At 72.1% G+C, this 26,512-nt stretch carries 24 protein-coding genes; 17 read left to right on the forward strand and 7 right to left on the reverse strand.

The window, feature by feature from the left end; translation table 11 throughout:
- Positions 1-9 precede the first annotated feature (9 nt).
- Positions 10-564: a 2,4'-dihydroxyacetophenone dioxygenase family protein gene (locus V5F67_RS00615; RefSeq protein WP_394020930.1), complete on the forward strand. Its 555-nt coding sequence runs from the start codon at positions 10-12 to the stop codon at positions 562-564.
- Positions 565-576: 12 nt separating this feature from the next.
- On the opposite strand, the gene V5F67_RS00620 is transcribed toward V5F67_RS00615, so the two are convergent.
- Positions 577-1,242 (reverse strand): arylesterase, encoded by a 666-nt coding sequence (locus V5F67_RS00620; RefSeq protein WP_394020929.1) that lies wholly within the window; start codon positions 1,240-1,242, stop codon positions 577-579.
- A gap of 127 nt (positions 1,243-1,369) precedes the next feature.
- On the opposite strand from V5F67_RS00620, the gene V5F67_RS00625 reads away from it, so the two are divergent.
- The 6 genes from V5F67_RS00625 (at position 1,370) to V5F67_RS00650 (ending at position 8,697) form a co-directional block, all read left to right on the forward strand.
- The gene (locus V5F67_RS00625; protein ID WP_394020928.1) at positions 1,370-2,074 is read left to right on the forward strand and encodes an ABC transporter ATP-binding protein; all 705 of its coding nucleotides are present in this window, start codon (positions 1,370-1,372) and stop codon (positions 2,072-2,074) included.
- Positions 2,071-4,635, forward strand: a complete 2,565-nt coding sequence (locus V5F67_RS00630) for an ABC transporter permease (RefSeq protein ID WP_394020927.1) — start codon at positions 2,071-2,073, stop codon at positions 4,633-4,635. Before V5F67_RS00625 ends, V5F67_RS00630 begins: the two co-directional genes overlap by 4 nt.
- A 108-nt stretch (positions 4,636-4,743) precedes the next feature.
- The gene (locus tag V5F67_RS00635) at positions 4,744-6,099 is read left to right on the forward strand and encodes a DUF3422 family protein (protein WP_394020926.1); all 1,356 of its coding nucleotides are present in this window, start codon (positions 4,744-4,746) and stop codon (positions 6,097-6,099) included.
- Between the two features lie 161 nt (positions 6,100-6,260).
- Positions 6,261-6,908, forward strand: a complete 648-nt coding sequence (locus V5F67_RS00640) for an MBL fold metallo-hydrolase (protein WP_394020925.1) — start codon at positions 6,261-6,263, stop codon at positions 6,906-6,908.
- Between the two features lie 8 nt (positions 6,909-6,916).
- Positions 6,917-7,615, forward strand: coding sequence for a DUF1045 domain-containing protein (locus V5F67_RS00645; protein WP_394020924.1), 699 nt, complete (start codon positions 6,917-6,919; stop codon positions 7,613-7,615).
- A 68-nt stretch (positions 7,616-7,683) separates the two neighbouring features.
- On the forward strand, positions 7,684-8,697 hold the full coding sequence (locus V5F67_RS00650) for a KpsF/GutQ family sugar-phosphate isomerase (RefSeq protein WP_394020923.1): 1,014 nt from the start codon (positions 7,684-7,686) through the stop codon (positions 8,695-8,697).
- Positions 8,698-8,886: 189 nt separating this feature from the next.
- Here the strand turns inward: V5F67_RS00650 and V5F67_RS00655 are convergent, their stop codons facing one another.
- Positions 8,887-9,684 carry an N-acetylmuramoyl-L-alanine amidase gene (locus V5F67_RS00655; protein WP_394020922.1) on the reverse strand — a complete coding sequence of 266 codons (798 nt, stop codon included), beginning with the start codon at positions 9,682-9,684 and terminating at the stop codon, positions 8,887-8,889.
- Complete coding sequence (locus V5F67_RS00660; RefSeq protein ID WP_394020921.1) at positions 9,681-10,385, reverse strand: TerB family tellurite resistance protein; 705 nt, start codon at positions 10,383-10,385, stop codon at positions 9,681-9,683. The genes V5F67_RS00655 and V5F67_RS00660 overlap by 4 nt, the downstream gene beginning before the upstream one ends.
- A gap of 637 nt (positions 10,386-11,022) precedes the next feature.
- On the opposite strand from V5F67_RS00660, the gene V5F67_RS00665 reads away from it, so the two are divergent.
- The 7 genes from V5F67_RS00665 to mraY all read left to right on the forward strand — a co-directional run bounded on the left by V5F67_RS00665 (position 11,023) and on the right by mraY (position 19,171).
- On the forward strand, positions 11,023-11,496 hold the full coding sequence (locus V5F67_RS00665; protein WP_394020920.1) for a division/cell wall cluster transcriptional repressor MraZ: 474 nt from the start codon (positions 11,023-11,025) through the stop codon (positions 11,494-11,496).
- On the forward strand, positions 11,493-12,530 hold the full coding sequence (gene rsmH / locus V5F67_RS00670) for a 16S rRNA (cytosine(1402)-N(4))-methyltransferase RsmH (protein WP_394020919.1): 1,038 nt from the start codon (positions 11,493-11,495) through the stop codon (positions 12,528-12,530). Before V5F67_RS00665 ends, rsmH begins: the two co-directional genes overlap by 4 nt.
- 5 nt (positions 12,531-12,535) lie before the next feature.
- Entirely contained in the window at positions 12,536-13,147 is a 612-nt protein-coding gene (ftsL, locus tag V5F67_RS00675) for a cell division protein FtsL (RefSeq protein ID WP_509210592.1), read from the forward strand.
- Between the two features lie 11 nt (positions 13,148-13,158).
- The gene (locus V5F67_RS00680; protein WP_509210593.1) at positions 13,159-15,051 is read left to right on the forward strand and encodes a penicillin-binding transpeptidase domain-containing protein; all 1,893 of its coding nucleotides are present in this window, start codon (positions 13,159-13,161) and stop codon (positions 15,049-15,051) included.
- Between the two features lie 97 nt (positions 15,052-15,148).
- Positions 15,149-16,606, forward strand: a complete 1,458-nt coding sequence (locus V5F67_RS00685; protein WP_509210651.1) for a UDP-N-acetylmuramoyl-L-alanyl-D-glutamate--2,6-diaminopimelate ligase — start codon at positions 15,149-15,151, stop codon at positions 16,604-16,606.
- Entirely contained in the window at positions 16,603-18,078 is a 1,476-nt protein-coding gene (locus tag V5F67_RS00690; RefSeq protein WP_509210594.1) for a UDP-N-acetylmuramoylalanyl-D-glutamyl-2,6-diaminopimelate--D-alanyl-D-alanine ligase, read from the forward strand. Before V5F67_RS00685 ends, V5F67_RS00690 begins: the two co-directional genes overlap by 4 nt.
- A gap of 7 nt (positions 18,079-18,085) precedes the next feature.
- Positions 18,086-19,171, forward strand: coding sequence for a phospho-N-acetylmuramoyl-pentapeptide-transferase (gene mraY, locus V5F67_RS00695; RefSeq protein ID WP_509210595.1), 1,086 nt, complete (start codon positions 18,086-18,088; stop codon positions 19,169-19,171).
- A gap of 187 nt (positions 19,172-19,358) precedes the next feature.
- On the opposite strand, the gene V5F67_RS00700 is transcribed toward mraY, so the two are convergent.
- The 3 genes from V5F67_RS00700 to V5F67_RS00710 form a co-directional block, all read right to left on the reverse strand.
- Entirely contained in the window at positions 19,359-20,324 is a 966-nt protein-coding gene (locus V5F67_RS00700; protein ID WP_509210583.1) for an IS5 family transposase, read from the reverse strand.
- 304 nt (positions 20,325-20,628) lie between these two features.
- Positions 20,629-21,594, reverse strand: a complete 966-nt coding sequence (locus tag V5F67_RS00705; protein WP_509210584.1) for an IS5 family transposase — start codon at positions 21,592-21,594, stop codon at positions 20,629-20,631.
- A 148-nt stretch (positions 21,595-21,742) separates the two neighbouring features.
- On the reverse strand, positions 21,743-21,958 hold the full coding sequence (locus tag V5F67_RS00710) for a YgaP family membrane protein (protein ID WP_394020728.1): 216 nt from the start codon (positions 21,956-21,958) through the stop codon (positions 21,743-21,745).
- 345 nt (positions 21,959-22,303) lie between these two features.
- On the opposite strand from V5F67_RS00710, the gene murD reads away from it, so the two are divergent.
- A complete protein-coding gene (murD, locus tag V5F67_RS00715) occupies positions 22,304-23,869 on the forward strand; it encodes a UDP-N-acetylmuramoyl-L-alanine--D-glutamate ligase (RefSeq protein WP_394020727.1) in 1,566 nt (521 codons plus the stop codon).
- Between the two features lie 84 nt (positions 23,870-23,953).
- Here murD and V5F67_RS00720 read toward each other — a convergent pair whose 3' ends face one another.
- Entirely contained in the window at positions 23,954-24,370 is a 417-nt protein-coding gene (locus tag V5F67_RS00720; RefSeq protein ID WP_394020726.1) for an Ohr family peroxiredoxin, read from the reverse strand.
- Positions 24,371-24,514: 144 nt separating this feature from the next.
- Between V5F67_RS00720 and V5F67_RS00725 the strand changes: the two genes are divergently transcribed.
- Both V5F67_RS00725 and V5F67_RS00730 read left to right on the forward strand, forming a co-directional pair.
- Positions 24,515-25,399 (forward strand): TIGR01459 family HAD-type hydrolase, encoded by an 885-nt coding sequence (locus V5F67_RS00725; RefSeq protein ID WP_394020725.1) that lies wholly within the window; start codon positions 24,515-24,517, stop codon positions 25,397-25,399.
- 112 nt (positions 25,400-25,511) lie between these two features.
- Positions 25,512-26,468 (forward strand): bifunctional riboflavin kinase/FAD synthetase, encoded by a 957-nt coding sequence (locus V5F67_RS00730; protein ID WP_394020724.1) that lies wholly within the window; start codon positions 25,512-25,514, stop codon positions 26,466-26,468.
- The last annotated feature ends 44 nt before the right edge of the window (positions 26,469-26,512 follow it).

Genomic DNA, 26,512 nt, shown 5'->3' on the forward strand with positions numbered 1-26,512 from the left:
AGACAAGCCATGGCCCTGCCGGACCTCGCCAGCCGCCCCAGGACGCCGGAAAGCGCCGCCGAGGCGCGCATCCCCTACCGCCACCCCCAGCCGAAGGAGAGCCCGCCGGAGATCGTCATCCCGAGCGTGATCCCCGAGGACGAGCGGGTCTGGGTGCCGCAGCAGCCGAACGTGTGGTTCCGCCCCCTGTGCCTGTCGGCGACGCGCGGCTACTGGGTGAACCTGCTGAAGGTGCGCAAGTCCGGCGTGCTCTCGCGCCACCGCCACCCCCAGCCGGTGCACGGCTACGTGCTGAAGGGTTCCTGGCGCTACCTGGAGCACGACTGGGTGGCGCAGGAGGGCGGCTATGTCTACGAGGCGCCGGGCGAGACCCACACGCTGGTGGTGGACGCCCACGTGGAGGAGATGATCACCCTGTTCCAGGTGAACGGCGCGATGATCTATGTGGACCCGGACGGCGCCGTCATGGGCTACGAGGACGTGTTCACCAAGATCGACCTCTGCCGGCGCCACTACGCCGAGGCCGGCCTCGGCGCCGGCTTCGTCGACCAGTTCATCCGCTGAGGCGCGGGGCGGCTATTTCCCCGCCCCGCCTTTCGCCTTCACCTCGCCGATCAGCTCCTCCACCTTGGGCAGGATGCCGGCGACGATGGCCGCCACGCCGCGCGCGTTGGGATGCAGCATGTCGGGCTGGTTCAGCGCCCGGCTGCCCGCCACCCCTTCGAGGAAGAAGGGATAGAGCAGCACCCCCTCCTGGGCGGCGATCTCCGGGAACACGGGATCGAACCGCGCGGCATAGTCCGCGCCGAGGTTCGGCGCCGCCTGCATGCCGGCGAGCAGCACGAAGATGCCCTTGGCCTTCAGGCGGCGCACGATCTCGGTCAGGGCGCGCCGGGTGCCGTCCGGGTTCTGGCCGCGCAGCATGTCGTTGGCGCCCAGCTCGACGATCACCGCGTCGGTGCCGGGCGGGATCGACCAGTCGAGCCGCATCAGCCCCTGCGGCGCAGTCTCGCCGGAGACGCCGGCGTTCAGGATCTCCACCTCGTGTCCCCTGGCCCGCAGCGCCGCCTCCAGCTGCGCCGGGAAGGCCTGGCTCTTCGGCAGGCCCAGCCCCTCGGTCAGGCTGTCGCCGAACGCGACGATGCGGATCGGGCGCGCGGCCGCCTCTGACGCGAACGTGAACAGGGCGAGAAGCGCCGCGAGCGCGAACGCCAGCGCGGGCGCGGCCCTCCTCCCCCGCATCGCCCTCCGGGGCTGCGGCATCGGCGCCGCGTTCCCACGGCCGGCGAATGATGCTTTGCTGGCGCAAGGGATCGCTGGGGGCACGATCCTGCCCGCTGCCTCTGGATTCTTGCTCGCCGCGATGCGCATGGACGACATAGCCACTCCTTCTCCCATCCTCTCCCTATCGCATATCGATCTCTATCTCGGCACCGGGCCGGCCCGTGTCCATGTGCTGAAGGACGTGAGCGTCGCCGTCCGGCCGGGCGAGGCGGTGGGCCTCGTCGGCGCCTCCGGCTCCGGCAAGTCGACCCTGCTCATGGTGATGGCCGGCCTGGAGCGGGCCGACGCCGGCACCGTGGAGGTCGCCGGCACCCGCCTTACCGGCCTCGACGAGGACGCGCTCGCACGCTTCCGCGGACGGCATGTGGGGATCGTGTTCCAGTCCTTCCACCTCATCCCCACCATGACCGCGCTGGAGAACGTCGCCGTGCCGCTGGAGCTGGCCGGCCGCGCCGACGCGTTCGCGCGGGCGGCGCGGGAGCTCGCGGCGGTCGGCCTCGGCGAACGCGCCTCGCATTATCCCTCCCAGCTTTCCGGCGGCGAGCAGCAGCGCGTGGCGCTCGCCCGCGCGCTCGCGCCCGAGCCGCAGATCCTCCTGGCGGACGAGCCCACCGGCAATCTCGACGAGGCCACCGGCCAGCAGATCATGGACCTGATCTTCGCCGCCCAGCGCGCGCGCGGCATGACGCTGGTCATCGTCACCCACGATCCGGGGCTCGCCGCCCGCTGCGGCCGGGTGGTGCGCCTGCGCTCGGGCGTGGTGGTTCCCGAAGCGGCCGAGGTGACATGAGCGCGCCCGCCGGCCGTCCCGCCGCGCGCCCCCGGATGCCGGCGGCCCTCGCCTTCGCCCTGCGCGAGCTGCGCGGGGCGCGGCAGGGCTTCACAGTGTTCCTCCTGTGCCTCGCGCTCGGCGTCGCGGCCATCGCCGGCATCGGCTCCTTCGCCCGCGCGCTCACCGAGGGGCTCGACCGGGAGGGGCGCGTCATCCTCGGCGGCGACGCGTCCTTCACGCTCACCCAGCGCGAGGCGAACGAGATGGAGCTCAGCTTCCTCGCCGGGCGCGGCGAGGTCAGCCGGGTGGCGACGCTGCGCGCCATGGCGCGCACCCTTGGCGGCGAGGCCGCGCTGGCCGAGCTGAAGGCGGTGGACCCCGACTATCCGCTGGCCGGCCGGCTGGAGCTTTCCCCGCCCATGCCGCCCGGCTCCCTGTTCGCGCCCGGCCACGGCCTGCCCGGCGCGGCGGCGGAAGCCGCGCTGCTCGCCCGCCTCGGGCTGCAGATCGGCGACCAGGTGAAGCTCGGCGACGCCACCTTCCAGATCCGCGCCGAGCTGGTCTCGGAGCCGGACAAGCTCTCCGCCGGCATCGGCCTCGGCCCGCGCCTCCTGATCTCGGCCGGCGACCTCGCCGCCACCGGCCTGATCCAGCCGGGCAGCCTGGTGCGATGGAGCTACCGGCTGCTGCTGCCGGACGCGAGCCCGCAAGCGCTGGACGACCTCATGGAGGCGGCGCACGCGCGCTTCGACGACGCCGGCTTCGAGATGCGCACCCGCCACGGTGCCACCCCGCAGCTGGAGCGCAGCATGGGCCGCATCGGCCAGTTCCTCACCTTGGTGGCGCTCACCGCGCTGCTGGTGGGCGGGGTCGGCATCGCCAACGCGGTGTCGAGCCATCTGGCCGCCAAGCGCGCCACCATCGCCACCCTGAAGGCGCTCGGCGCCACCCGCGCCCAGGTGTTCGCCGCCTACGGCATCGAGATGGGCGTGATCGCCGCCATCGGCATCGCCGCCGGGCTCGCGGTGGGCACCGCCATCCCGTTCGCCGGCGCGGCGGCGCTCTCCGCCGTCATCCCCTACCCGGTGGCGCCGCGGCTCGACCCGGCGACGCTCGGCCTCGCCACCCTCTACGGGCTGCTGGTGGCCGGCCTGTTCACGGTGCTGCCGCTGGCGCGGGCGCAGGAGACGCCCGCCGCCCTGCTGTTCCGCGACACCACGGGCGAGCCCGGCCCGCGCCTGCCGCGCCTGCCGCTGGTCGCGGCGGCGCTCATGGGGCTCGGCCTCGTCGTCCTCGCGCTGGCGAGCGCCGTGGACGTCAAGGCGGCGGCCATCTTCATCGCCGCCGCCGTGGGCGTGTTCGTCCTGCTGCGCCTCGTGGGGTTCGGCCTCGTGGCGCTGGCGCGGCGCCTGCCCCGGCCGCGCTCGGTGGTGCCGCGCCTGGCGCTCGCCAATACCCACCGCCCGGGCGCGCTCACCCCGACCGTGGTGCTCTCCCTCGGCCTCGGCCTGTCGCTGATGGTGGCGATCGGCCTCATCGACCGCTCGCTCACCCAGGAGCTGGCCGGCCCGGTGCAGGAGGAGGCGCCGAGCTTCTTCTTCGTCGACGTACCCAGCACCGAAGAGGAGGCGTTCGCCCGCTTCATCGCCGCCCGGGCGCCCGGCGCGGCGCTGCGCGCGGTGCCCATGCTGCGCGGGCGCATCCTGTCGCTGAACGGCGTGCCGGCGGATGCGGTGCGGCCCTCGGCGGACGCCGCCTGGGTGCTGCAGAGCGACCGCGGCATCACCTTCTCCGCGACGCTGCCGGAAGGCTCGCGCCTCGTGGAGGGCACCTGGTGGGACGCGAACGAGAGCGCCCCCCTGGTCTCGTTCGACGCCAGGATCGCCTCCGGCCTCGGCCTCAAGGTGGGCGACAGCGTGAGCGTGAACGTGCTCGGCCGCGTCATCACCGCCCGCATCGCCAACCTGCGCGAGGTGAAGTGGGAGCGGCTCGGCATCAATTTCGTCATGGTGTTCTCGCCCGCGACCTTCGCCGGCGCGCCTTATTCCATGCTGGCGACCCTCACCTTCCCCGGCGGCGCCGACACGGCGGGGGAGATCGCGCTCTTGAACCAGGTCGCGGCCGCCTGGCCGGCGATCACCGTGGTGCGGGTGAAGGAGACGCTGGAGGAGGCGCGGCGGATGGTGGAGAACCTCTCCCTCGGCATCCGCGCGGCGAGCCTGGTCACGCTCCTGACCTCGCTCCTGGTTCTCGCCGGCGCGCTGGCGGCGGGCCAGCAGCGGCGCGTCTACGAGGCGGTGATCCTGAAGACGCTCGGGGCGACACGGGCGCGTCTCATCGCCGCCTTCGCGCTCGAATATGCCGGCATCGGCCTCGCCACCGCCGTGGTGGCGGTGGTCGCGGGCAGCCTCGCCGCGTACGGGGTGGCGGTGTTCGTGATGGAGATCGGCTTCACCTTCTCGGCCACCGTCGCCTTCGGCGCGGCGCTCGGGGCGCTGGCGGTGACGGTCTCGCTCGGCCTGCTGGCGACGCTTCGCGCCCTGAACGCGCCGCCCGCGCGCGTGCTGCGGCATCTGTGACGCGGCCTCTGTGACGCAGCCTGCTGCGACCAAGAAGGTCAGCCCTGCGCCTTGATCGGGCCCGCATGGCGTGCAAGCACCGGTGAGGAGCATTTCGGGATCATCCTCATGGACCAGCGGGCGGCATCGGGATCGGCGGATCTCCTCATCGGCGAGGGGCGGCTTCTGTCCGCCCATCCGCTCCGCGCGGCGGTGCTGGGCGAGCTGCACGCCCGTCCGTTCGTGCCGGCGCAGACGCCGCGGCGCTTCCTGCATGCCGGCTTCCTGCTGGACGCGGCGGCGGCCCAGAAGGACCGCGCCGCCATCGCCGAGCTGTGCGCCTCCCGCGGCCTGCCCACGCCGGCGCCCGGGGCGAAGCACCATTCGGTGTCGTTCGGCGGCGCCAACCTGCGCTGGGAGAGCCACGCGGAGTTCTGCACCTACACCTGGGACATGCCCTGCCCGGAGATCGTCCCCGGCGCGCTGCCGTTCCAGCCGCCGGCGGCGACGCTGGCGAGCCCGTTCGGCGAGGTGCCGCAGCCCGGCCCGCTGCTGGTGGCGGTGGACCTGCACCTCGTCACCGACACCGCCGAGGACTTCCTGCTCGACAAGGTGTTCGACCGCGCCAGCCTCGCCCGCTCGGACGTGGGCGACGGCCAGGGCGAGATCGCCACCGACTTCATGGCCGATCCCTCCGGCTTCGTGCGCATCCTGGTGCGCGACCGGGGCCTCGGCGCGGAGGCGGCCGGCGCCCTGGTGCAGCGCCTGCTTGAGGTGGAGACATACCGGACGCTGGCGCTGCTCGGCCTGCCGGAGGCGCAGCGCCTGTCGCCGGTCATCTCGCGCATCGAGAGCCGGCTCGCCGACGCCGCCAAGGAGATGACCCTCACCGAGGGGCTCGCCGCCAACAACGAGCTGCTCGACGAGCTGGTGGCGCTCGCCTCCGAGATCGAGGCCGGCGCCACCGCCTCGCTGTTCCGCTTCGGCGCCAGCCGCGCCTACATGGAGATCGTGCGGCTGCGCCTCAATGCCATCCGCGAGGTGGCGGTGCCGGGCTTTCCCACCTGGCAGCAGTTCCTCGACCGCCGCATGGCGCCCGCCATGCGCACCTGCTTCGCGGTGGAGGACCGGCAGGAGAAGATCGCCGGCAAGCTCGCCAACGCCGCCGACCTCCTGCGCACCCGCGTGGACGTGGAGCTGGAGCAGCAGAACCGCGACCTGCTGAGCGCCATGAACGAGCGCACCCGCCTGCAATTGCGCCTGCAGCGCACGGTGGAGGGGCTCTCGGTGGCCGCCATCTCCTATTACGTGGTCAGCCTGATCCACCACGTGTTCCAGGGCATCCACGAGAGCGGCATCGACGCCCGCCTCACCGGCCTCCATCTCGACGTGGGCCTGCTGACCGCGCTGTCCGTGCCGGTCGCGGTGCTGGGGGTCTGGTCGGTGGTGCGCCGCATCCGCAGCGCGCACGGCGACGAGGACTGACGCATCGCCGCGCGGGCACCGGCGCAAAGGCGCATTGCCGCCGCGCCCGGATGCGCGGCGGCGCGGGAGCGACTATCTAGGGCGGGACAGCCGCAGCGCGGCGCCCTCCTTCCGCCGGGCCCCTCAGGGGCGCACCCGGACCAGCCTTTCCAAGGACCCCCATGGACCAGCAGCCCATCCAGATCGCCATCGTCCCGGTCACGCCGTTCCAGCAGAACGCCTCCATCGTCTGGTGCACCAAGACCATGAAGGGCGCGGTGGTGGACCCCGGCGGCGACCTCGACAAGATCCGCGCCGCCATCGCCGAGACCGGGGCGCAGATCGAGAAGATCGTCCTCACCCACGGCCATGTGGACCACGCCGCCGGCGCCGCCGAGCTGGCGGAGAGCCTCAAGGTGCCGGTGGAAGGCCCGCACGCGGCGGACCAGTTCATCATCGACGGCATCCCGGACATGGCCGCGAAATACGGCATCGCCGGCGCCCGCGCGGTGACGCCCGACCGCTACATGAGCGAGGGCGACACCCTCAAGGTGGGCGACCTCGACTTCGAGGTCCTGCACGTGCCCGGCCACACGCCGGGCCACCTGGTCTATGTCTACCGGCCCGCCGGCATCGCCATCGTCGGCGACACGCTGTTCCGCGGCTCGGTGGGGCGCACGGACTTTGCCTATGGCAGCCACGACCAGCTGATCTCGGGCATCGTCGAAAAGCTGCTGCCGCTCGGCGACACCACCGTGTGCCTGCCGGGGCACGGGCCGCTCACCAGCATCGGCGACGAGCGGGCGTCCAACCCGTTCCTGCCGCGCTGAGCCGCCCCATGCGCTACGCGGTCTATCTCGCCCCCGACGCCGACAGCGCCCTCTGGCGCTTCGGCTGCGCCATGGTCGGCCGCGATGCCGAGACCGGCGCGGCGCCGGCGCCGCCCGAGCTCGCCGGCTTCGATGCCGAGCGCTGGCACGCGATCACCGCCGAGCCGCGCCGCTACGGCTTCCACGGCACGCTGAAGGCGCCGTTCAGCCTCGGGCCGGGCGTCGACGAGGCGACCCTGCTCCAGGCGGCCGCGGAGGTGGCGGCGGAGCACCGGCCGTTCGAGCTGCCGCCGCTTGCGGTGACGGCGATCGGCCGCTTCGTCGCGCTCACGCCGCCGGTGGCCGTGCCGACGCTCGAGGACATCGCCGCCTGCGTCGTCGCCGGCCTCGACCCGCTGCGCGCGCCGCTGTCGGACGGCGAGCGCGCGCGGCGGCGGCCGCATCTGCTGAGCGAGCGCCAGGTCGCGCTGCTCGACGCCTACGGCTATCCCTATGTGCTGGAGGAGTTCCGCTTCCACATGACCCTCACGGGCCCGCTGGCGGACGCCGAGCAGGGGCATGCGCTGAACGCCTTGGCCGACGCCTTCGCCGCCTCCGGGGCGCGCGTGCCGACCGAGATCACCGACCTCGCCGTGTTCGTGGAGGAGGCGCGGGGCGCGCCCTTCCGGCTGCTGAAGCGCATTCCGCTGGGCGTTCCCGGCATCTGAATACCGCGCCCCGACGGCGGGGCGTTCGGCTCCCCTTCCGGCCCGATCGGTGCTATCGAGAAGCGACCATGCGTCCTACGGCCCACAAAGCTCCGGCAGATCCCGTGCCGCACATCCATTCCGCCTCGGTGGTATCCGCGCTCGCCACGGTGGAGGCCGAGCAGGCCGGCCTCGCGGCGCTCAAGGCCGCGCTCGAAGGCCCGCTCGGCGCGGCGTTCGAGGTGGCCGTGGCCACGATCCAGAACGCCCACGGGCGGGTCGTCGTCACCGGCATGGGCAAGAGCGGGCATGTGGGGCGCAAGATCGCCGCCACCCTCGCCTCCACTGGCACGCCGGCCCACTATGTCCATCCCGCCGAGGCGAGCCACGGCGACCTCGGCATGATCACGCCCGACGACGTGATCGTCGCCCTCTCCTGGTCGGGCGAGACGGTGGAGCTGCGCGACCTCGTGGAGTATTCGCGGCGCTTCGACGTGCCGCTCATCGCCTTCACCTCCAACCCCGAGAGCGCGCTCGCCACCAGCGCCAGCGTGGTGCTGGCGCTGCCGACCGCGCCCGAGGCCTGCCCGCACGGGCTCGCGCCCACCACCTCCACCTTGATGCAGCTCGCGCTCGGCGACGCGCTGGCGGTGGCGCTGCTGCAGAGCCGGGGCTTCACCGCACTCGACTTCCGCCAGCTGCACCCCGGCGGCAAGCTGGGCGCCAGCCTGAAGTTCGTGCGCGACGTGATGCGCGGCGGCGACGCGGTGCCGCTGGTGGCGGGCGACACGCCGATGGGCGCGGCGCTGGTGGAGATGAGCGCCAAGGGCCTCGGCTGCGTCGGCGTGGTGGGCGAAGACGGCCGGCTGCTCGGCATCGTCACCGACGGCGACCTCCGGCGCCACATGTCCAACGACCTGACCGCCCGCGCCGCGCGCGAGATCATGACGGCGGCGCCCAAGACCGTGCGTCCGGACCAGCTCGCCTCGGAGGCGCTGCTGCTGCTGAACTCCAAGGCCATCACCGCGCTGCTGGTGGTGGACGACGGCAAGCCGGTGGGGGTGCTGCACATCCACGACCTGCTGCGCACCGGCATCGCCTGAGGCGCATCGGGTCCGCCCGAAGCCACCGCCACCATTCCCTCATGGCCGGGCTTGACCCGGCCATCCACGCCCGGCGGCCAGGCGCCACATGCCCATGCCGCGCACGGGCGGCACGGCGTGGATGCCCGGCACAAGGCCGGGCATGACGGCGGAAACGACCTCCGTCGGACGGGCGCGCGAACTCCCCCCTCACGCCACCCGGGGCGCGTCCCCCGGCTTGGCGGCGATCAGGTCGCGCAGGGTCCGCACGGTCGAGCCGTCCGCCACCCCGTCCACCTGCGCCGGGCGGAAATGGCGCTGAAAGGCGGTGACGACGATGCGCGTCGCCTCGTCATAGTCGCCCGTCACCGCGATGCCGTAGCCGTAGAGCGCCAGCATGGCCTGGAGCGCCGCCACCGGCGGCCCGCTGTCGCCCTGCATCAGGAAGCCGCCGCCGCCGAGCGGCGCCGCCGGCACCAGGTGCCCGACCCCCGCCTCGAAAAGCCGCCCCCAGGGGAACTTCTCGCCCGGGTCCTCCTTGCGCGCCGGCGCCACGTCCGAATGGGCCAGCACCCGGTCGGGGCGGATGGCGTGGCGCGCCGCAAGATCGCGGCAGAGCGCGATCACGCCGTCGATCTGCGCGCCGGGAAAATCCGGCAGCCCGGCGGAATGGCCGCCATTGACGATCTCGATGCCGACGGAGCGGGAATTGGTGTCGGTCTCCTTCTCCCACACGGAGACCCCGGCATGGTGGGCGCGCAGCGCCTCGGGCACCATCTGCACCACGCCGCCGTCCTCCAGCACCACATAGTGGCTGGAGACCTTGCTCTCGGGATCGGCCAGCAGGTCGATGGCCGCCTGGGCGCTGTCCATCCCGGTGTAGTGCAGCACGATCATGTCGATGGGCAGCGTGCGCACGGTGGTGTTCGGCGACGGCCGCAGCGCGATCACCAGCGGCGAATCGGGCTGGAACGGCAGGTCCTCCCCCGCGCCTTCGATATCGGTCATGACAGTCCCCGCTGGCGGGCGATGGCGGCGTAGGCGGCATTGAGCGCCGCGACGCGGTCATTGGCGAGCTTGATGGCGGCGGGCGGCAGGCCGCGGCCGGCGATGAGGTCGGGATGATGGGCCACGACCAGAGCCCGCCAGTGGGCCTTCACCTCGGCGTCGGTGGCGCCGGGGTCGAGGTCGAGCACCGCATAGGGATCGCCGGGCCGGCGCACGTGCCGCGCCTCGATGCGCTCATAGGCGACGCCGGTGAAGCCGAGGATGCGGCCCACCTCGGCGAGGAAGACGAGCTCGGCCGGGTGCAGCGCGTGGTCGGCCTTCGCCACGTGGAACAGAGCGTCCAAAAGGTCCTCGCGGGTGTCCGGCTCGTCGGCGAACAGCTCCGCCACCTGGCGGGCATAGGCCTCGAAGCCGGCCGTGTCCCGCTTGGCGAGGTCGTAGAGGCGCGCCACCTGGGGGAGGTCCTCCTCGGGGATGTCGAACACCTCGCGGAACGCCTTCACCTCGGCCTCCACCACGACGCCGTCCGCCTTCGCCATCTTGGCGAGCAGGGCGACGAGGGCGACGGAGAAGGCGGCATTCTTGGGCGCCGGGGCGAGCAGGCGGTCGAGCGCATGCCCGGCGAGCACGCCCACCAGCGCGCCGAGCGGCCCGCCCAGCGCGAACCCCATGCCCGCCCCGCCGATCAATCCAAAGGCCACGTTGCTCTCCCGAGTGAGGACAGGAGCTAAGCGGTTGCCGGCGCTTTCACAAGGGGGCGGAGGCCGGCGTGTGGCAAAGCGCGGCGGTGAACGCCTCGCCCCTTGTGGGGAGGAGCAGGGGTGGGGGTGTTCGGGACATTCGGGAACGGAAGCCTCCGGCCGGGCGCCGGGCGCGGCACGCCGTGACACCCCCACCCCTGCCCTCCCCCACAAGGGGGGAGGGTGGCGAACGGAGAGGGCGGGGCATGTCCCCGGCGGACGTCGGCGGTCGCAGCGGTCGCAGCCCGCTCGGCCGGGAGAACCCCTCCCCCTGCCGGGAGACCCCCTCCCCCTTGTGGGGAGGGGCAGGGGTGGGGGTGTTCGGGGCATCGGGACCGGAAGCCTCGGGCCGGACGCCGGCGCAGCACGCCATGACACCCCCCACCCTGCCCTCCCCCACAAGGGGGGAGGGTGGCGAACGGAGAGGCAGGCCCCCTTGCTGGACGGCCCGTGCGCAACTCGCTCTCCCACCCTCATTCCATTGACGCCCATGACTGCCCATGTTAACCCATTATTACCCAAGACATGACCGAGCGGCTCCTTGCCGCCGCAGGGGCGCGCCAGCCGCGCGTCCGCCGAGAGGGGGCAGCCGGGCGCCATGGACCGCTTCGTGTCCACCTACACGATGCGCCTCGACGCCAAGGGCCGGGTTTCCATCCCCGCGCCGTTCCGCGCGGTGCTGGCCAAGGACGGGGCCGAGAGCCTGCACTGCCACCCGAGCCTCGCCGAGCCGGCGCTGGATGCGGGCGGGTCGCGGCTCCTCGGCGAGATCGAGGACCTGATCGCGCGCTACCCGCCTTATTCCGAAGCGCGCGAGCAGCTCGCCACCGCGCTCTACGGCACCAGCGAGAGCCTGCGCATCGATCCGGAGGGCCGGGTGGTGCTGACCGAGACGCTCAAGGCCCATGCCGGCATCGGCGACCACGTCGCCTTCGTCGGCCTCGGCCACAAGTTCAGGATGTGGGAACCGGAACGGCTCAAGTCCCATCTCGCGGAGGCCACCCGCAGGGTGCGCGAGCTGAGGCAGGCCATCGGCTCCCAGGCGGAGGGCCCGAAGGGCTCCCCGGCATGACGACGGGCGGCGGAGCCGGCACGACCGGCGCCGCAGGCGGACCCGCCCGTCATCTGCCGGTGATGCTCGACGAGGTCCTCGCGCACCTCGCGCCGAAGGATGCCGGCCGCTACGTGGACGGCACCTTCGGCGCGGGAGGCTACACGCGCGCCATCCTCGCCGCCGCCGACTGCCGCGTGCTCGCCATCGACCGCGACGACAGCGCCATCGCCGCCGGCGCGCCCCTGGTCGCCGCCTCGGGCGGGCGGCTGACGCTGGTGCATGACCGCTTCTCGCGCCTCGACGCGGTGGCTGCCGAGCAGGGCTTCTCGCCGCTCGACGGCGTGGTGCTCGACATCGGCGTCTCCTCCATGCAGCTCGACGAGGCCGAGCGCGGCTTCTCCTTCCGCCGCGACGGGCCGCTCGACATGCGCATGGGGTCGGACGGCCCCTCCGCCGCCGACCTCGTGGCCGGGCTGGAGGAGGCCGAGCTCGCCCACGTCATCTGGTCGCTGGGGGAGGAGCGGCAGTCCCGCGCCATCGCCCGCGCCATCGTCAAGGCGCGCGCCGAGGCGCCGATCACCCGCACGGCGCAGCTCGCCGACATCGTCGCGCGCGTGGTGTGGGCGAAGCCCGGCGAGGTGCATCCCGCCACCCGCACCTTCCAGGCGCTGCGCATCGCCGTGAACGAGGAGCTGAACGAGCTGGCGCGCGCGCTGGTGGCGGCCGAGGCGGCGCTCAAGCCGGGCGGGCGCCTCGTGGTGGTGACGTTCCATTCCCTGGAGGACAGGATCGTTAAGACTTTTCTGGCAAACCGGACGAAGGCACCGTCCGCCTCGCGCCACATGCCGCAAGCCGAAGGTCCGGCCCCCTCCTTCCGCCCCGTTTCCAAGGGCGCGGTGGAGCCCGGCCCGGAGGAGGTGGCGAGAAATCCGCGCTCAAGGTCCGCCAAGCTCAGGGCGGCCGAGCGCACGGACGCCCCGGCGCATCCGGGCGGTGACGTGAGGGGGCTCGTTCCCGCCCCCTTCGTGCAACGCCAGGGGCGGAGACGCTAGGACCGATGCTGCGGGTGGCCAACGTCGTCATGGTGGTCGCGCTGCTCGTGACCGCCGGTGTGGTGTATCACCTCAAATACGCCTCCACCTCCGAGGCCGAGCGGCTCGCCAGCCTGCGGGTGCAGATCCGCAAGGAGCGCGAGGTCATCGGCCGCCTGAAGGCGGAGTGGGCGCGCCGCACCTCGCCGATCTACATCCAGGGCCTCGTCCAGCGCCATCTCGACCTCAAGCGGCTCGACGTGGATTCCATCTCCGATTTGTCCGACCTGCCCGAGCGCCCGCAGGGCAGCGACGACAAGATCGGCGGCATGATCGAGGCGCTGACCGACACCCCCCTCGTCACCTCCTCCGTGAGCAAGCCCGTCGGCGCGCAGGGCGGCCCGGCCGCCGCCGGCGGCTCCCCCAGCGTGCCGGCCGCCTCCGCGCTGCGCCAGCCGTCCGCGCCCAGGCCGCCGTCGCCGCCGCGGCCCCAGACCGCCCAGCGCGCGGCCCCGCCGGCGCCCGTGGCGCCGGCCGCGGCGATGCCGGAGCCCGAGCCGCAGCCGGCGAAGCCGCCCGGCCTGTTCGACGCGCTCGCCCCGTTGTTCCCGCCCGGCTTCCTGTCCGGCAACCGGTGAAGAAGAACGCCATGGCATCCGCAAGCCCGCTGTCCTTCGCCCAAAAGATCGGCCTAGCCTGCGTCCGCGGCGCCGCCCGCGCCACGCTCGTCACCGCCCGGCTCGGCGGCCGCGGCGGCTACGGCCTCGCGCGGCTGCTCCGGGGGATCGCCGTGCCGCTGCTCGGCCTGCTGCGGGTGCTCGGGCGCGGCGCCTATGCCGGCGCCCGGCTCTTCGTGCGCGGCCTCGCCGGGCTCGACCGGGCCGATCCGGCCACCATCGCCCGGTCGCGCCTCAAGCTGATGGCGGGCGTGTTCTGCCTGGTGTTCCTCGCCATCGCCGGCCAGCTGGTGTGGCTGACCTTCACCGACCCGAGCCACAACCGGCGCGGCGGCTCGGACGCGCTCGCCTCCGCCCGTCCCGACATCCTCGACCGCAACGGCGACGTGGTCGCCATCGACGTGAAGTCGCCCTCGCTGTTCGCCGAGCCGCGCCGCCTGATCGATCCCGACGAGGCGCTGGAAGGCCTGCTCAAGGTGCTGCCCGACCTCAACGTGAAGGAGGTGCGCGCGCGCCTCAATTCCGGGCGCGGCTTCGCCTGGCTCCGGCGCGAGATCACCCCGGCGCAGCAGCGGGCCATCTACCGGCTCGGCCTTCCCGGCATCGGCTTCATCAAGGAGAACCGCCGCGTCTATCCCGACGGGCCGATCCTGTCGCACGTGATCGGCGGCGTGAACGTGGACAACCAGGGCATCGCCGGGCTGGAGAAGTACATCGACAAGGGCGGGCTCGCCGACCTCCACCTCGCCGGCTTCGCCACCGACCGGCAGCAGGAGCCGGTCAAGCTCTCCATGGACGTTCGGGTGCAGCACGCGGTGCGCGACGAGCTGAACGCGGCCAAGACCAAGTTCTCCGCGCTCCACGCCATGGCCCTCGTGACCGACGTGACCACCGGCGAGATCCTCGCCATGGTGTCGCTGCCGGACTACGATCCCAACCAGTCGGGCGACCCCACCGACCAGGCCTATCTCAACCGCCTGACCACCGGCGTCTACGAGATGGGCTCCACCTTCAAGGCGCTGTCGTTCGCCATGGCGCTCGATTCGGGCAAGATCGGGCTCAATTCCTCGTTCGACGCGCGCGGCGCCATGTCGTTCGGACGCTTCAAGATCTCCGACTACCACGCCGAGAACCGCGTGCTCTCCGTGCCCGAGATCTTCCTCGTCTCGTCCAATGTCGGCACCGCCAAGATGGTGCTGTCGCTGGGGGTGGAGGCGCACAAGCAGTTCCTCAGGAAGATGGGCCAGCTCGACCGCCTGCGCACCGAGCTGCCGGAAAGCTCCATGCCCATCGTTCCCAAGCGCTGGGGCGAGGTGAACTCGGCCACCATCGCCTTCGGCCACGGCCTCTCCGTCGCCCCGCTCCAGGCGGTGATGGCGGTCAATTCCATGGTGAACGGCGGCTACCTCATCCCCCCCACCTTCCTCAAGCGGTCGGAGGAGGAGGCGCGCAAGGTGGCGACCCGGGTGCTGAAGCCCGATACCTCCGACAAGATGCGCTACCTGCTGCGCCTCAACGCCGAGAAGGGCACCGCCACCAAGGCCGAGGTGCCGGGCTATCTCGTCGGCGGCAAGACCGGCACCGCCGAGAAGGTGGTGAACGGACGCTACGCCAAGAACAAGCTGCTCACCTCCTTCACCGCCGTGTTCCCCATGGACAAGCCGAAATACCTGGTGCTGGTGATGCTGGACGAGCCCAAGCCCACGGCCGAGACCCACGGCTACGCCACCTCCGGCTGGAACGCGGCGCCGACCGCCGGCAAGATCGTCGAGCGCATCGCGCCCATGCTCGGCCTCTCGCCGCGCCAGAACCTGCCCAATGCCGAGCAGATCCTGCGCGCCTCCCAGCGCGTGGGCATGCGCTGACGCACGGGGGCGGCGCGGGGGCGCCCGCGGCCTCCTCCGCCATCGGCGGGATGACAAGCCGCCAGGAGGGGTGCCAAAAGGAGCCCCGATGACCATGATGACGCTGGGACATCTGCTCGAAGGCCACGCCAGGATCCTCGCTGGCGCCGGCGCAGCCGTGCCCATCGCCGGCGTCACCGCCGACAGCCGCGGGGTGCGCCCCGGCTTCCTGTTCGTGGCGGTGCCAGGCACGCGCGCCGACGGCGCCCGCTTCATTCCCGACGCGATCAACCGCGGCGCCGCCGCCGTGCTCATGGAGCCCGCCGGGCACCGGCCCGCGCTGCCGGAAGGCGCGAGCCTCGCCTTCACGCTCGACGTGCGGCGCTCGCTGAGCCTCGCTGCGGCCCGCATCCACCCGCGCCAGCCGGCGACCATCGCCGCCGTCACCGGCACCGCGGGCAAGACCTCGGCGGCCTATTTCCTGCGCCAGATCTGGCAGCGGCTCGGCCACAGGGCGGCCTATCTCGGCACCATCGGCCTGGTGGCGCCGGACGGCGCCACCTATGGCAGCCTCACCACCCCGGACCCGGTGGAGCTGCACGCGACGCTGGACCGCCTCGCCGGCGAGGGCGTGACGCACATGGCGCTGGAGGCCTCCTCCCACGGCCTCGACCAGCGGCGCCTCGACGGGGTGCGGCTCTCGGCCGGCGGCTTCACCAATCTCGGCCGCGACCATCTCGACTACCACCCCACCATGGAGGCCTATTTCAAGGCCAAGCTGCGCCTGTTCACCGAGGTGATGCCGATCGCGGCGCCGGCGGTCGCGGTGCTGGACGCGCCCTATGCCGCCACCGCGCTCGCCTGGGCGGAAACCCGCGGGCTGCCGACCATCGGCATCGGCGCCCCGGCGCACGGCGCCGGGATCGGCGTCGACGCCATCGGCAACGACGGCGACGGCCAGGTGATCCGCCTGGCCGGCGGCGGATCGGTGCGGCTGCCGCTGGTGGGCCGCTTCCAGGCCGACAACGCGCTGCTCGCCGCCGGCCTCGCCATCGCCTGCGGCGCGCCGCGCGGGGAGGCGCTGGGGGCCATGGCGCATCTGTCGGGCGTGCCGGGACGGCTGGAGCGGGTCGGCGCCGATCCCGCCCGCCTCGCGTTCGTGGACTATGCCCACAAGCCCGAGGCGCTCGCCGCCGTGCTCGACACCGTGCGCGGCGCGGTGCCGGGGCGGCTGATCTGCGTGTTCGGCTGCGGCGGCGACCGCGACGCCGGCAAGCGCCCGCTCATGGGCGCCATCGCCGCGGAGAAGGCGGACGTGGTGATCGTCACCGACGACAATCCGCGCTCGGAAGCCCCGGCGACGATCCGCGCCGAGATCCTCGCCGCCGCCCCCGGGGCGCGCGAGATCGGCGACCGCGGCGAGGCCATCCGCGCCGCCGTCGCGATGCTGGAACGTGGGGATGCCCTCGTGGTGGCGGGCAAGGGCCACGAAACCGGCCAAATCATCGGCGAGCGAACCTATCCGTTCTCGGATGCGGCGGCGGTTCTGGCCGCCTTGGGGGAGACAGGAGCATGAGCGCGGCAGGCGGCGCGGCAAGGATCGCGAACGTGGAGGCGTCGGCGCGCATGCTGTACACGCCCGAGGAGCTCGCGGCGGCGACCGGCGGGCGGCTGACAGGAGCGCCCGGCCCGGTCTGCGGCATCTCCATCGACACCCGCTCGCTGAAGCCGGGCGACGCCTTCTTCGCCATCGCCGGCGACAACAGCGACGGCCACGCTTACGTGGAGGCGGCGCTCGCCGCCGGCGCGGCGCTCTGCGTGGTGGCGCGGGAGAAGGCCGGCGCGTTTCCCGCCGACGCCCGCCTCCTGGCGGTGGCGGACGTGCTGCGGGCGCTGGAGGCCACCGGACGGGCGGCGCGCGCGCGCTCATCCGCCGGCATCGTCGCCGTCACCGGATCGGTGGGCAAGACCACCACCAAGGAGGCGCTGCGCCTCGCGCTCTCGGCGGACGGGGAGACCCATGCCTCCGCCGCCTCCTACAACAACCACTGGGGCGTGCCGCTCTCGCTCGCCCGGCTGCCGCGCGAGGCGCGCTACGGCGTGTTCGAGATCGGCATGAACCACCCGGGCGAGATCACGCCGCTGGTGCGGATGGTCCGCCCGCAGGTGGCCATCGTCACCACGGTGGAGCCGGTGCACATCGCCCAGTTCTCGTCCATCGAGGAGATCGCCGACGCCAAGGCCGAGATCTTCGACGGCCTGGAGCCCGGCGGCGCGGCGGTGCTGAACCTCGACAACCCGCTGTTCGCGCGGCTCGCCGCGGCGGCGAAGGCCAAGGGCGTCGGCCATGTCGTCACCTTCGGCGCCGCCGAGGGCGCCGACGTGCGCCTGAAGGACGTGGCGCTCCAGCCCCATTGCTCGGTGGCGGTGGTGGACGTGATGGGCACGCCGCTCACCCTGAAGGTGGGCATGCCGGGTCGGCACATCGTGCAGAACATGCTGGCGGTGCTCGCCGCCGCGAAGCTTCTCGGCGCCGACCTCGCGCTCGCCGCGCTCGCGCTCGGCCGGCTCAGGCCGCCGCCGGGGCGCGGCGTGCCGATCCTGCTGGCGGTGAAGGGCGGGCAGGCGACGCTGATCGACGAGAGCTACAACGCCAATCCGGCCTCCATGCGCGCCGCCATCGACGTGCTCGGGCGCACCCCGGTCGGCGCGCGCGGGCGGCGCATCGCCGTGCTCGGCGACATGCTGGAGCTGGGCGAGAGCGCGGACGCGCTGCATGCCGGCCTCGCCGACGCCATCGTCAGCGAGCGCATCGACCAGGTGTTCTGCTGCGGGGCGCACATGCATGCGCTGTGGCAGAGGCTTCCCCCGGAGCGGCGCGGCGGCTATGCGGTGCACGCGACGCATCTCGAACCGATGGTGGCGGCGGCGATCCGCGCCGGCGACACGCTGATGGTGAAGGGCTCGAACGGCAGCCGCATGGGCCCGCTGGTGAAGAGCCTCGCCGACCGCTTCCGCTCCGGCGAGGACGCCTCTCTCGAAGGATGACCGTTTCATGCTCCAGTGGCTGGCCCTGCTGCACCAGGAATTCACCGCCTTCAACGTGTTCCGCTACATCACCTTCCGCACCGGCGGGGCGGTGGTCACGGCGCTGCTGTTCGTGTTCCTGTTCGGCCCCGGCATCATCTCGACGCTGCGGCTGAAGCAGGGCAAGGGCCAGCCGATCCGCACCGACGGGCCGCAATCGCACCTCATCACCAAGAAGGGCACGCCCACCATGGGCGGCCTGATGATCCTCTCGGGGCTGCTGGTGGCCACCCTCCTGTGGGCGAACCTCTCCAACGCCTATGTCTGGATGGTGCTGATGGTGACGCTCGGCTTCGGGCTCATCGGCTTCTACGACGACTATCTCAAGGTCACGAAGCAGACCCATAACGGCCTCTCCGGCAAGACCCGCCTCGCCATCGAGACGGTGATCGCCGGCGTCGCCGTGGTGGTGATGATGAATGCCGGCAAGAGCGGGCTGTCCACCTCGGTGGCGTTCCCGTTCTTCAAGGACCTGCTGCTCGACCTCGGCGTGTTCTTCGTGATCTTCGGCGCCTTCGTCATCGTTGCCGCGGGCAACGCGGTGAACCTGACCGACGGGCTCGACGGCCTCGCCATCGTGCCGGTGATGATCGCCGCCGGCTCGTTCGGGGTGATCGCCTACCTCTCGGGCAACGTGGTGTTCGCGGACTACCTGCAGATCCACTACGTGGCCGGCGTCGGCGAGCTGGCGGTGCTGTGCGGCGCGCTCATGGGCGCGGGGCTCGGCTTCCTGTGGTTCAACGCCCCGCCGGCGCAGATCTTCATGGGAGACACCGGCTCGCTGGCGCTGGGCGGCCTGCTCGGCACGGTCGCGGTGGCCACCAAGCACGAGATCGTGCTGGCGGTGATCGGCGGCCTGTTCGTGCTGGAGGCGGTGTCGGTGATCGTCCAGGTGGTCTCGTTCAAGCTCACCGGCAAGCGCGTGTTCAAGATGGCGCCCATCCACCATCATTTCGAGCAGCTCGGCTGGACCGAGCCGCAGGTGGTGATCCGCTTCTGGATCGTCGCCGTGGTGCTGGCGCTGGCGGGCCTCGCCACGCTGAAGCTGCGCTGAGGGCGCGGCGGGCGGCCGCCGGGCGTGTCAGCTTGAAATTGAGGTCTGACCGAACTCCCTCTCCCGCTTGCGAGACCTCTGCGAAACATCGCGTCACGGCTGGGATTGAGCGTTTGGCGTGTTCCGAGGGTGTTGCGCACCGAAGCGATGGGAGTGCGCGGACGCTTCGGGCGAGCGCCTGTGGCGCTCAGGCGGCCTTGCCGGTCAGGGTCCTGAGGTTGAAGGCGATGAGCATCAGGTCCAGGTGGAAGGCGTTGGCGAGAAGGCCGGTGTAGCGCATCCGCCCCAGGCCGTAGCGCCCCTTGAGCTGGGAGAAGGTGCGCTCGACGCCGGAGCGCACCCGGCCGATCAGCGTGTTGCGCACCGCCTGCCAGCGGGGCAGCCCCTTCTGGTGCTTGTTCCGGCGGTGCTGGATGCGGTCCTTGATGCCCTGCGCCTTCAGGGCCTGCCGCCGCGCCTTCTTCTCGTAGGCCTTGTCGGCATAGACCGCCCGTTCGTCGCCCAGGATCAGGCGATCGGCGACCTCGCTCTCATACACCTTGGCCGGGGTCAGGACCCGGCTTCTCACCAGGCCAGAGGTCTGGTCCACACCGATATGGACCTTGTAGCCGAAGAACAGGGTGCGCGCCGCCCCCCGCCGGGTCCAGTTCGCGTCCGGGTCCTGCGGCGAGCGGCTTTCCTGCTCCCGCGGCGTGGAGCGGGAGGGCGGCGGGCGCACCGCGCTCTGCACCAGGGTGGCGTCGATCAGGGTGCCGGTCTTGAGCACGAAGCCCGCCGCTTCCAGCTGGCGCAGCACCTCGCAGAACAGCGCCTCGCCCAGGCCCGCCTGCTTCAACGCGTTGCGAAACCGGCACAGCGTCGTCTCGTCGGGGGTGGCGGCATCCAAGGCGAGGCCGCAGAAGCGACGGAACGACACCCGGTCCAGCAGGGCTTCCTCCAGGCCCGGATCGGACAGGCCGTACCATTGCTGCAGCAGCAGCGCCTTGAACATCGACAGCGGGCTGTACGGCGGACGCCCGGTCTCGCCGGGCCGCACCGCCACCACCAGCGCCTCGATCCGCGTCCAGTCGAGCAGACCGCTGATCCGCTCGAGCCGCGCATTGCGCCCAAACCCCGCAGGCAACAATGCGTCAAGGAAGCTCTGTTGATCCATCACCGCATCCCCCTCACACGCAGTGAATCACAACCCAAAGCTCACGTCATTTCGCAGAGGTCTCGCACGCGGGGGAGGGTTGGGGAGGGGGGTGCGGGGAAAGCGTTGGGGAAGGGCCGGCCGCGAGGACGTGACCGCCGTTCAGATCTTCGGAAAGGACTTCCCCCTCCCTGCCCTCCCCCGCCTGCGAGACCTCTGCGAAACATCGCGTCACGGCTGGGATTGAGCGTTTGGCGTGTTCCGAGGGTGTTGCGCACCGAAGCGATGGGAGTGCGCGGACGCTTCGGGCGAGCGCCTGTGGCGCTCAGGCGGCCTTGCCGGTCAGGGTCCTGAGGTTGAAGGCGATGAGCATCAGGTCCAGGTGGAAGGCGTTGGCGAGCAGGCCGGTGTAGCGCATCCGCCCCAGGCCGTAGCGCCCCTTGAGCTGGGAGAAGGTGCGCTCGACGCCGGAGCGCACCCGGCCGATCAGCGTGTTGCGCACCGCCTGCCAGCGGGGCAGCCCCTTCTGGTGCTTGTTCCGGCGGTGCTGGATGCGGTCCTTGATGCCCTGCGCCTTCAGGGCCTGCCGCCGCGCCTTCTTCTCGTAGGCCTTGTCGGCATAGACCGCCCGTTCGTCGCCCAGGATCAGGCGATCGGCGACCTCGCTCTCATACACCTTGGCCGGGGTCAGGACCCGGCTTCTCACCAGGCCAGAGGTCTGGTCCACACCGATATGGACCTTGTAGCCGAAGAACAGGGTGCGCGCCGTCCCCCGCCGGGTCCAGTTCGCGTCCGGGTCCTGCGGCGAGCGGCTTTCCTGCTCCCGCGGCGTGGAGCGGGAGGGCGGCGGGCGCACCGCGCTCTGCACCAGGGTGGCGTCGATCAGGGTGCCGGTCTTGAGCACGAAGCCCGCCGCTTCCAGCTGGCGCAGCACCTCGCAGAACAGCGCCTCGCCCAGGCCCGCCTGCTTCAACGCGTTGCGAAACCGGCACAGCGTCGTCTCGTCGGGGGTGGCGGCATCCAAGGCGAGGCCGCAGAAGCGACGGAACGACACCCGGTCCAGCAGGGCTTCCTCCAGGCCCGGATCGGACAGGCCGTACCATTGCTGCAGCAGCAGCGCCTTGAACATCGACAGCGGGCTGTACGGCGGACGCCCGGTCTCGCCGGGCCGCACCGCCACCACCAGCGCCTCGATCCGCGTCCAGTCGAGCAGACCGCTGATCCGCTCGAGCCGCGCATTGCGCCCAAACCCCGCAGGCAACAATGCGTCAAGGAAGCTCTGTTGATCCATCACCGCATCCCCCTCACACGCAGTGAATCACAACCCAAAGCTCACGTCATTTCGCAGAGGTCTCGCACGCGGGGGAGGGTTCTGCCGCGCGCCAAATCCGGCGCCGGAACTCAACGCGCACCACGCGACCGCCCGGCCTGGACGCGGGCTATTTCCCGCAGGTGTTGATGCCGAGCAGCGGATAGGCCGGGCAGAAGCGGAACACGGCGGTGAGCAGCATGGCGAGGCCGATGGCGCCGACCAGCCAGGCCCAGTTGCCGAGCCCCGCCAGCGCGGCCACCGACGGGGCGACGAACGGCACCAGCACCAGCACGATGCCGACGATGAAGCGCAGGATGCGGTCGATGCCGCCGACATTGGCCATGGCCGGCCTCCCTGAACATGCGCGGCGCGCTGCGGCCGCGTTACATTCAATGTTTTTAATGTCGCCCCATGTCAATGCGGAGATTTCCCGAAGGCACGATGTCGCGGTCGCCGGCCGCCTCACGGCGGCGGGTGGAAACGCGCGAAGCCGCTTTCCTCCGGCGCACGGGCGCTCTAGAGCACGCGCCGATCAGCCTGCGTTGCAAGCTGATCGGATAACGCGTTCTCTATCATTAAATTGGAGGGCGATTCACCGATCAAATTGAGGCAATTTGATCGGATCGCGCTCTAGACGAGAGCGGCGGGCTTTGCGCCCCGCCCCCTTTGCCGAAGAGAAGATTGCCCGATGATCCCCGTCACCGTCTTCAAGGACCGCACCGTCGCCCTTTTCGGGCTGGGCGGGTCCGGCATCCCCACCGCCAGGGCCCTGATCGCCGGCGGCGCCCGCGTCGTCGCCTTTGACGATGCCGAGCGCGCCCGCCTCAAGGCGGGCGAGGAGGGCATCGAGGTCCAGGACCTCCGCGCCATCGACTGGAGCATCGTCGACGCGCTGGTGCTGGCGCCCGGCGTGCCGCTCACCCATCCCGAGCCGCACTGGTCGGTGAAGCTCGCCCGCAACGCCGGGGTCGAGGTGATCGGCGACATCGAGCTGTTCTGCCGCGAGCGGCAGGCGAGCGCGCGCCGCTCGCCCTTCATCGCCATCACCGGCACCAACGGCAAGTCCACCACCACCGCGCTCATCGCCCACCTGCTGCGCACCGCCGGGCGCGACGTGCAGATGGGCGGCAACATCGGCACCGCCATCCTCTCGCTCGCCCCGCCGAAGCCGGGCCGGGTGCACGTGGTGGAATGCTCCTCCTACCAGATCGACCTCGCGCCGAGCCTCGATCCCTCCGTGGGCATCCAGCTCAACATCACCCCCGACCATCTCGACCGGCACGGCACGCTGGAGCACTACGCGGCGGTGAAGGAGCGCCTCATCACCGGCGTCGAGGGCGGCGGCACCGCGGTGGTGGGGGTGGACGACGACTTCTCCGCCGCCATGGCCGACCGGGCCGAGCGCGCCGGCACCCATGTGGTGCGCGTCTCGGTGCGCCGCCCGCTGCCCGACGGCATCTGGCGCGACGGCGAGACCCTGGTGGTCTCCGAAGGCGGCGCCGAGCGCTTCCGCCTGCCCTTGGGCGGCATCGGCTCGCTGCGCGGCGCCCACAACGCCCAGAACGCGGCGGCGGCGTTCGCGGCGGTGCGGGCGCTGGGCCTCGCGCCCGAGGTGATCGCGGTGGCCATGAAGCGCTTCCCGGGCCTCGCCCACCGCATGGAGGAGGTCGGCCGCAAGGGCGAGGTGCTGTTCGTCAACGACAGCAAGGCCACCAACGCGGACGCCGCCGAGCGGGCGCTGCTCTCGTTCGAGGACATCTTCTGGATCGCCGGCGGCAAGCCCAAGGCGGGCGGCATCGATCCGCTCGCCCCCTATTTCGGGCGGGTGCGCAAGGCCTATCTCATCGGCGAGGCGGCGCAGGACTTCGCCCACGCGCTCGGCGGCGCGGTGGCGCACGAGATCGCCGGCACCCTCGACGCGGCGGTCGCGGCGGCGGCGCGCGACGCGGAGGCCTCCGGCCTCTCCCATCCGGTGGTGCTGCTCTCGCCGGCCTGCGCGAGCTTCGACCAGTATCCCAATTTCGAGGTCAGGGGCGACGCCTTCCGCGACCTGGTCACGGCGCTGCCCGGCGTCGCCGCGAACCCGAAGTCCACCGCGCCGGTGGCGCAGGCGGCGCCGGCCGCGGGAGGCCCGCCCCACGGGATGCCCCATGGCGCGCCCCACGGCATGCCGCCCGGCATGGGCGGCCATCCGGGGGGCCACCCGGGGCGCCATCCTGGGGGTCCGCCGCACGGCAAGCCGGCGGGCCGGTGACCGGGACTGGATTTCGCGCGGTGCGGCGGGATTTTCCGGGATTTAGGTGAGGTCGTCCGGGCTGCGTTCCGCCGCACCCCCCGCTCACGCAGCCGAGACGGTGGCCTCGATATTGCCGCGCGTGGCCTTGGAATAGGGGCACATGAGGTGCGCCTCCTCCAGCAGCGCCTGCATCGCCGCCCGGCCCTGGCCGGGAATGCGGCCGGTGATCTTCACCGCCAGCGCGAACCCGTCCTCCACCTTGCCGAGGCTTGCGGCGACAGTCACTTCGCCCTGCGAGGCATCCACCCCCCTGCGCTTCGCCACCGCCTCCAGGGCGCTGCCGAAGCAGGCGGCATAGCCGGCGGCGAACAGGTGCTCCGGCGTGGTCTTGCCTGGCTCCAGCACGCCGTTCCTCGGCATGCCGAGGTCGACCGACACCGAGCCGTCCGAGGTCTGCGAATGCCCGTGCCGCCCGCCCTTGGCGGTGGCGGTGGCGGTGAAGAGGGTCTCGAACGGCATTGGAATCTCCCCTGGCTCGGCCCGGCCGCCGGGGCCGGGTTCCACGCATAGAACTGCCTCGCGCGCATAGCGTTCCTGTTCCGCACGGCCTTGTGGATCGCAAGCGCCCGTTCTACCTGTGCGCCGCAACCGACGGAGACCCTGATGGCCGATACCGTGAGCGCCCTGTTCCCGCCCCTCGTGCCCGGCCTGTCGGCGTTCGCGGACGATTACGACCTGATCCTCTGCGACGTCTGGGGCGTGCTCCACAACGGCGTGACCGCGTTCGCGCCGGCGGGCGAGGCGCTCACCAAGGCGCGGGCGGGCGGGCGCACGGTGCTCCTCGTCTCCAACGCGCCGCGGCCCAACCCCTTCATCGTCAAGATGCTGGACCGCCTCGGGGTGCCGCGCACGGCCTATGACGACGTGGTCACCTCCGGCGACGTGACGCGGGCGCTGATCGCCGCGCGGCCGGGCGTGAAGGTGTTCCATCTCGGCCCGGAGCGGGACATCGGCACCTTCGACGGGCTCGACATGGTCAAGGTGCCCATGGAGGAGGCCGACATCACCGTCTGCACCGGCCTGCTGGACGACGAGGTGGAGACGCCGGACGACTACAGGGACCTGCTCGCCAGCATGAAGGCGCGATGCCTGCCCTTCATCTGCGCCAATCCGGACCTGGTGGTGGAGCGCGGCGAGAAGCTCGTCTATTGCGCCGGCGCCATCGCCAAGGCCTATGAGAAGATCGGCGGCGAGACCATCTATTGCGGCAAGCCGTATCCCCCCATCTACCAGGCGGCGCTGGCGCGCGCGGCCGAGCTCCGGGGCGCGCCGGTGGCGAAGGACCGCGTGCTCGGCATCGGCGATGCGCTGCGCACCGACATCGCCGGCGCGAACGATGCCGGCTTCGACAGCCTGTTCATCGCCAGCGGCATCCATGCGGGCGAGCTGAACGCGGTGGACGGGGCGGTGCCGGACGAGGCCTCGCTCTCGGCCCTGTTCGACGGCCACGCCCATCCGCGCGGGGTGATGCCGCGCCTCGCCTGGTGAGCGCGCGCCCACGCCGCTTGACGGCCTGCGCCGCCTGCGCCTAGAGCACGCGCCGGAGGGCTGCCCCGGCGGCGCCCCTCCCGAAGGAACCGAGCCGAGGCACCCGCCGCTCATGCCGAATGCCCTTCCCGACGTGTTCACCGTGCTGCGCAACGCCGACGCCTTGCCGGCGCGCCTCGCCCGGCCGGTGCTCGCCATCGGCAATTTCGACGGCGTCCATCGCGGCCACCGGGCGGTGATCGACGCGGCGCGCGCCATGGCCCGGGACGAAGGCGTGCCGGCGCTGGCGCTGACCTTCGAGCCCCATCCGCGCGCCTTCTTCTCGCCGAAGACGGCGCCCTTCCGCCTGACCCCCGAGCCGGCGAAGCTCGCGCGGCTGGCCGAGGCCGGCCTCGACGGGGCGATCATGCTGGATTTCGATGCCGCGCTGGCAGCGGTTGAGGCGGACGCCTTCGTCGCCGACATCCTGATCGGCCGCTACGGCGTGAGCGGGGTGGCGGTGGGCTTCGACTTCCATTTCGGCCGCGCCCGCGCCGGATCGCCCGTCTTCCTGAAGGAGGCCGGCGCCCGCCGCGGCTTCAAGGTGGCGGTGGTGGAGCCCATGCGGGACGAGGGCGACGCCATCTCCTCCACCGGCATCCGCAACGCGCTGGCGGCGGGCCAGGTGGGCCATGCGGCGCACATGCTCGGGCGGCCCTTCTCCTTCGCCGCGCGGGTGATCCACGGCGACAAGCGCGGCCGGGAGCTGGGCTTTCCCACCGCCAATCTGGAGCTGCCCGAGGGCGCCGAGCTCGCCTTCGGCGTCTATGCGGTCCGCGCCTGGCACGGCACGCGCCGGCTCGACGGGGTGGCGAGCTACGGCCGCCGGCCCACATTCGACAATGGCCGGCCGCTGTTCGAAATCTATCTGTTCGACTTCTCCGGCGATCTCTACGGCGCCGAGCTGGAGGTGGAGCTCGCCGCCTATCTACGTCCGGAGCTGAAGTTCGACGGCATCACGCCGCTCATCGCCCAGATGCACGTGGACTCGGCCCAGGCCCGCGCGGTGCTGTCCGGCAAGGCGGATTAGGCGCTCCGCGCGCGGCAGGTCCCGGAGCCCGCAAGCCCTGGCCC

It is taken from the genome of Xanthobacter pseudotagetidis (genome assembly GCF_043194795.2).
Classification (GTDB): Bacteria; Pseudomonadota; Alphaproteobacteria; order Rhizobiales; family Xanthobacteraceae; genus Xanthobacter; species Xanthobacter tagetidis_A.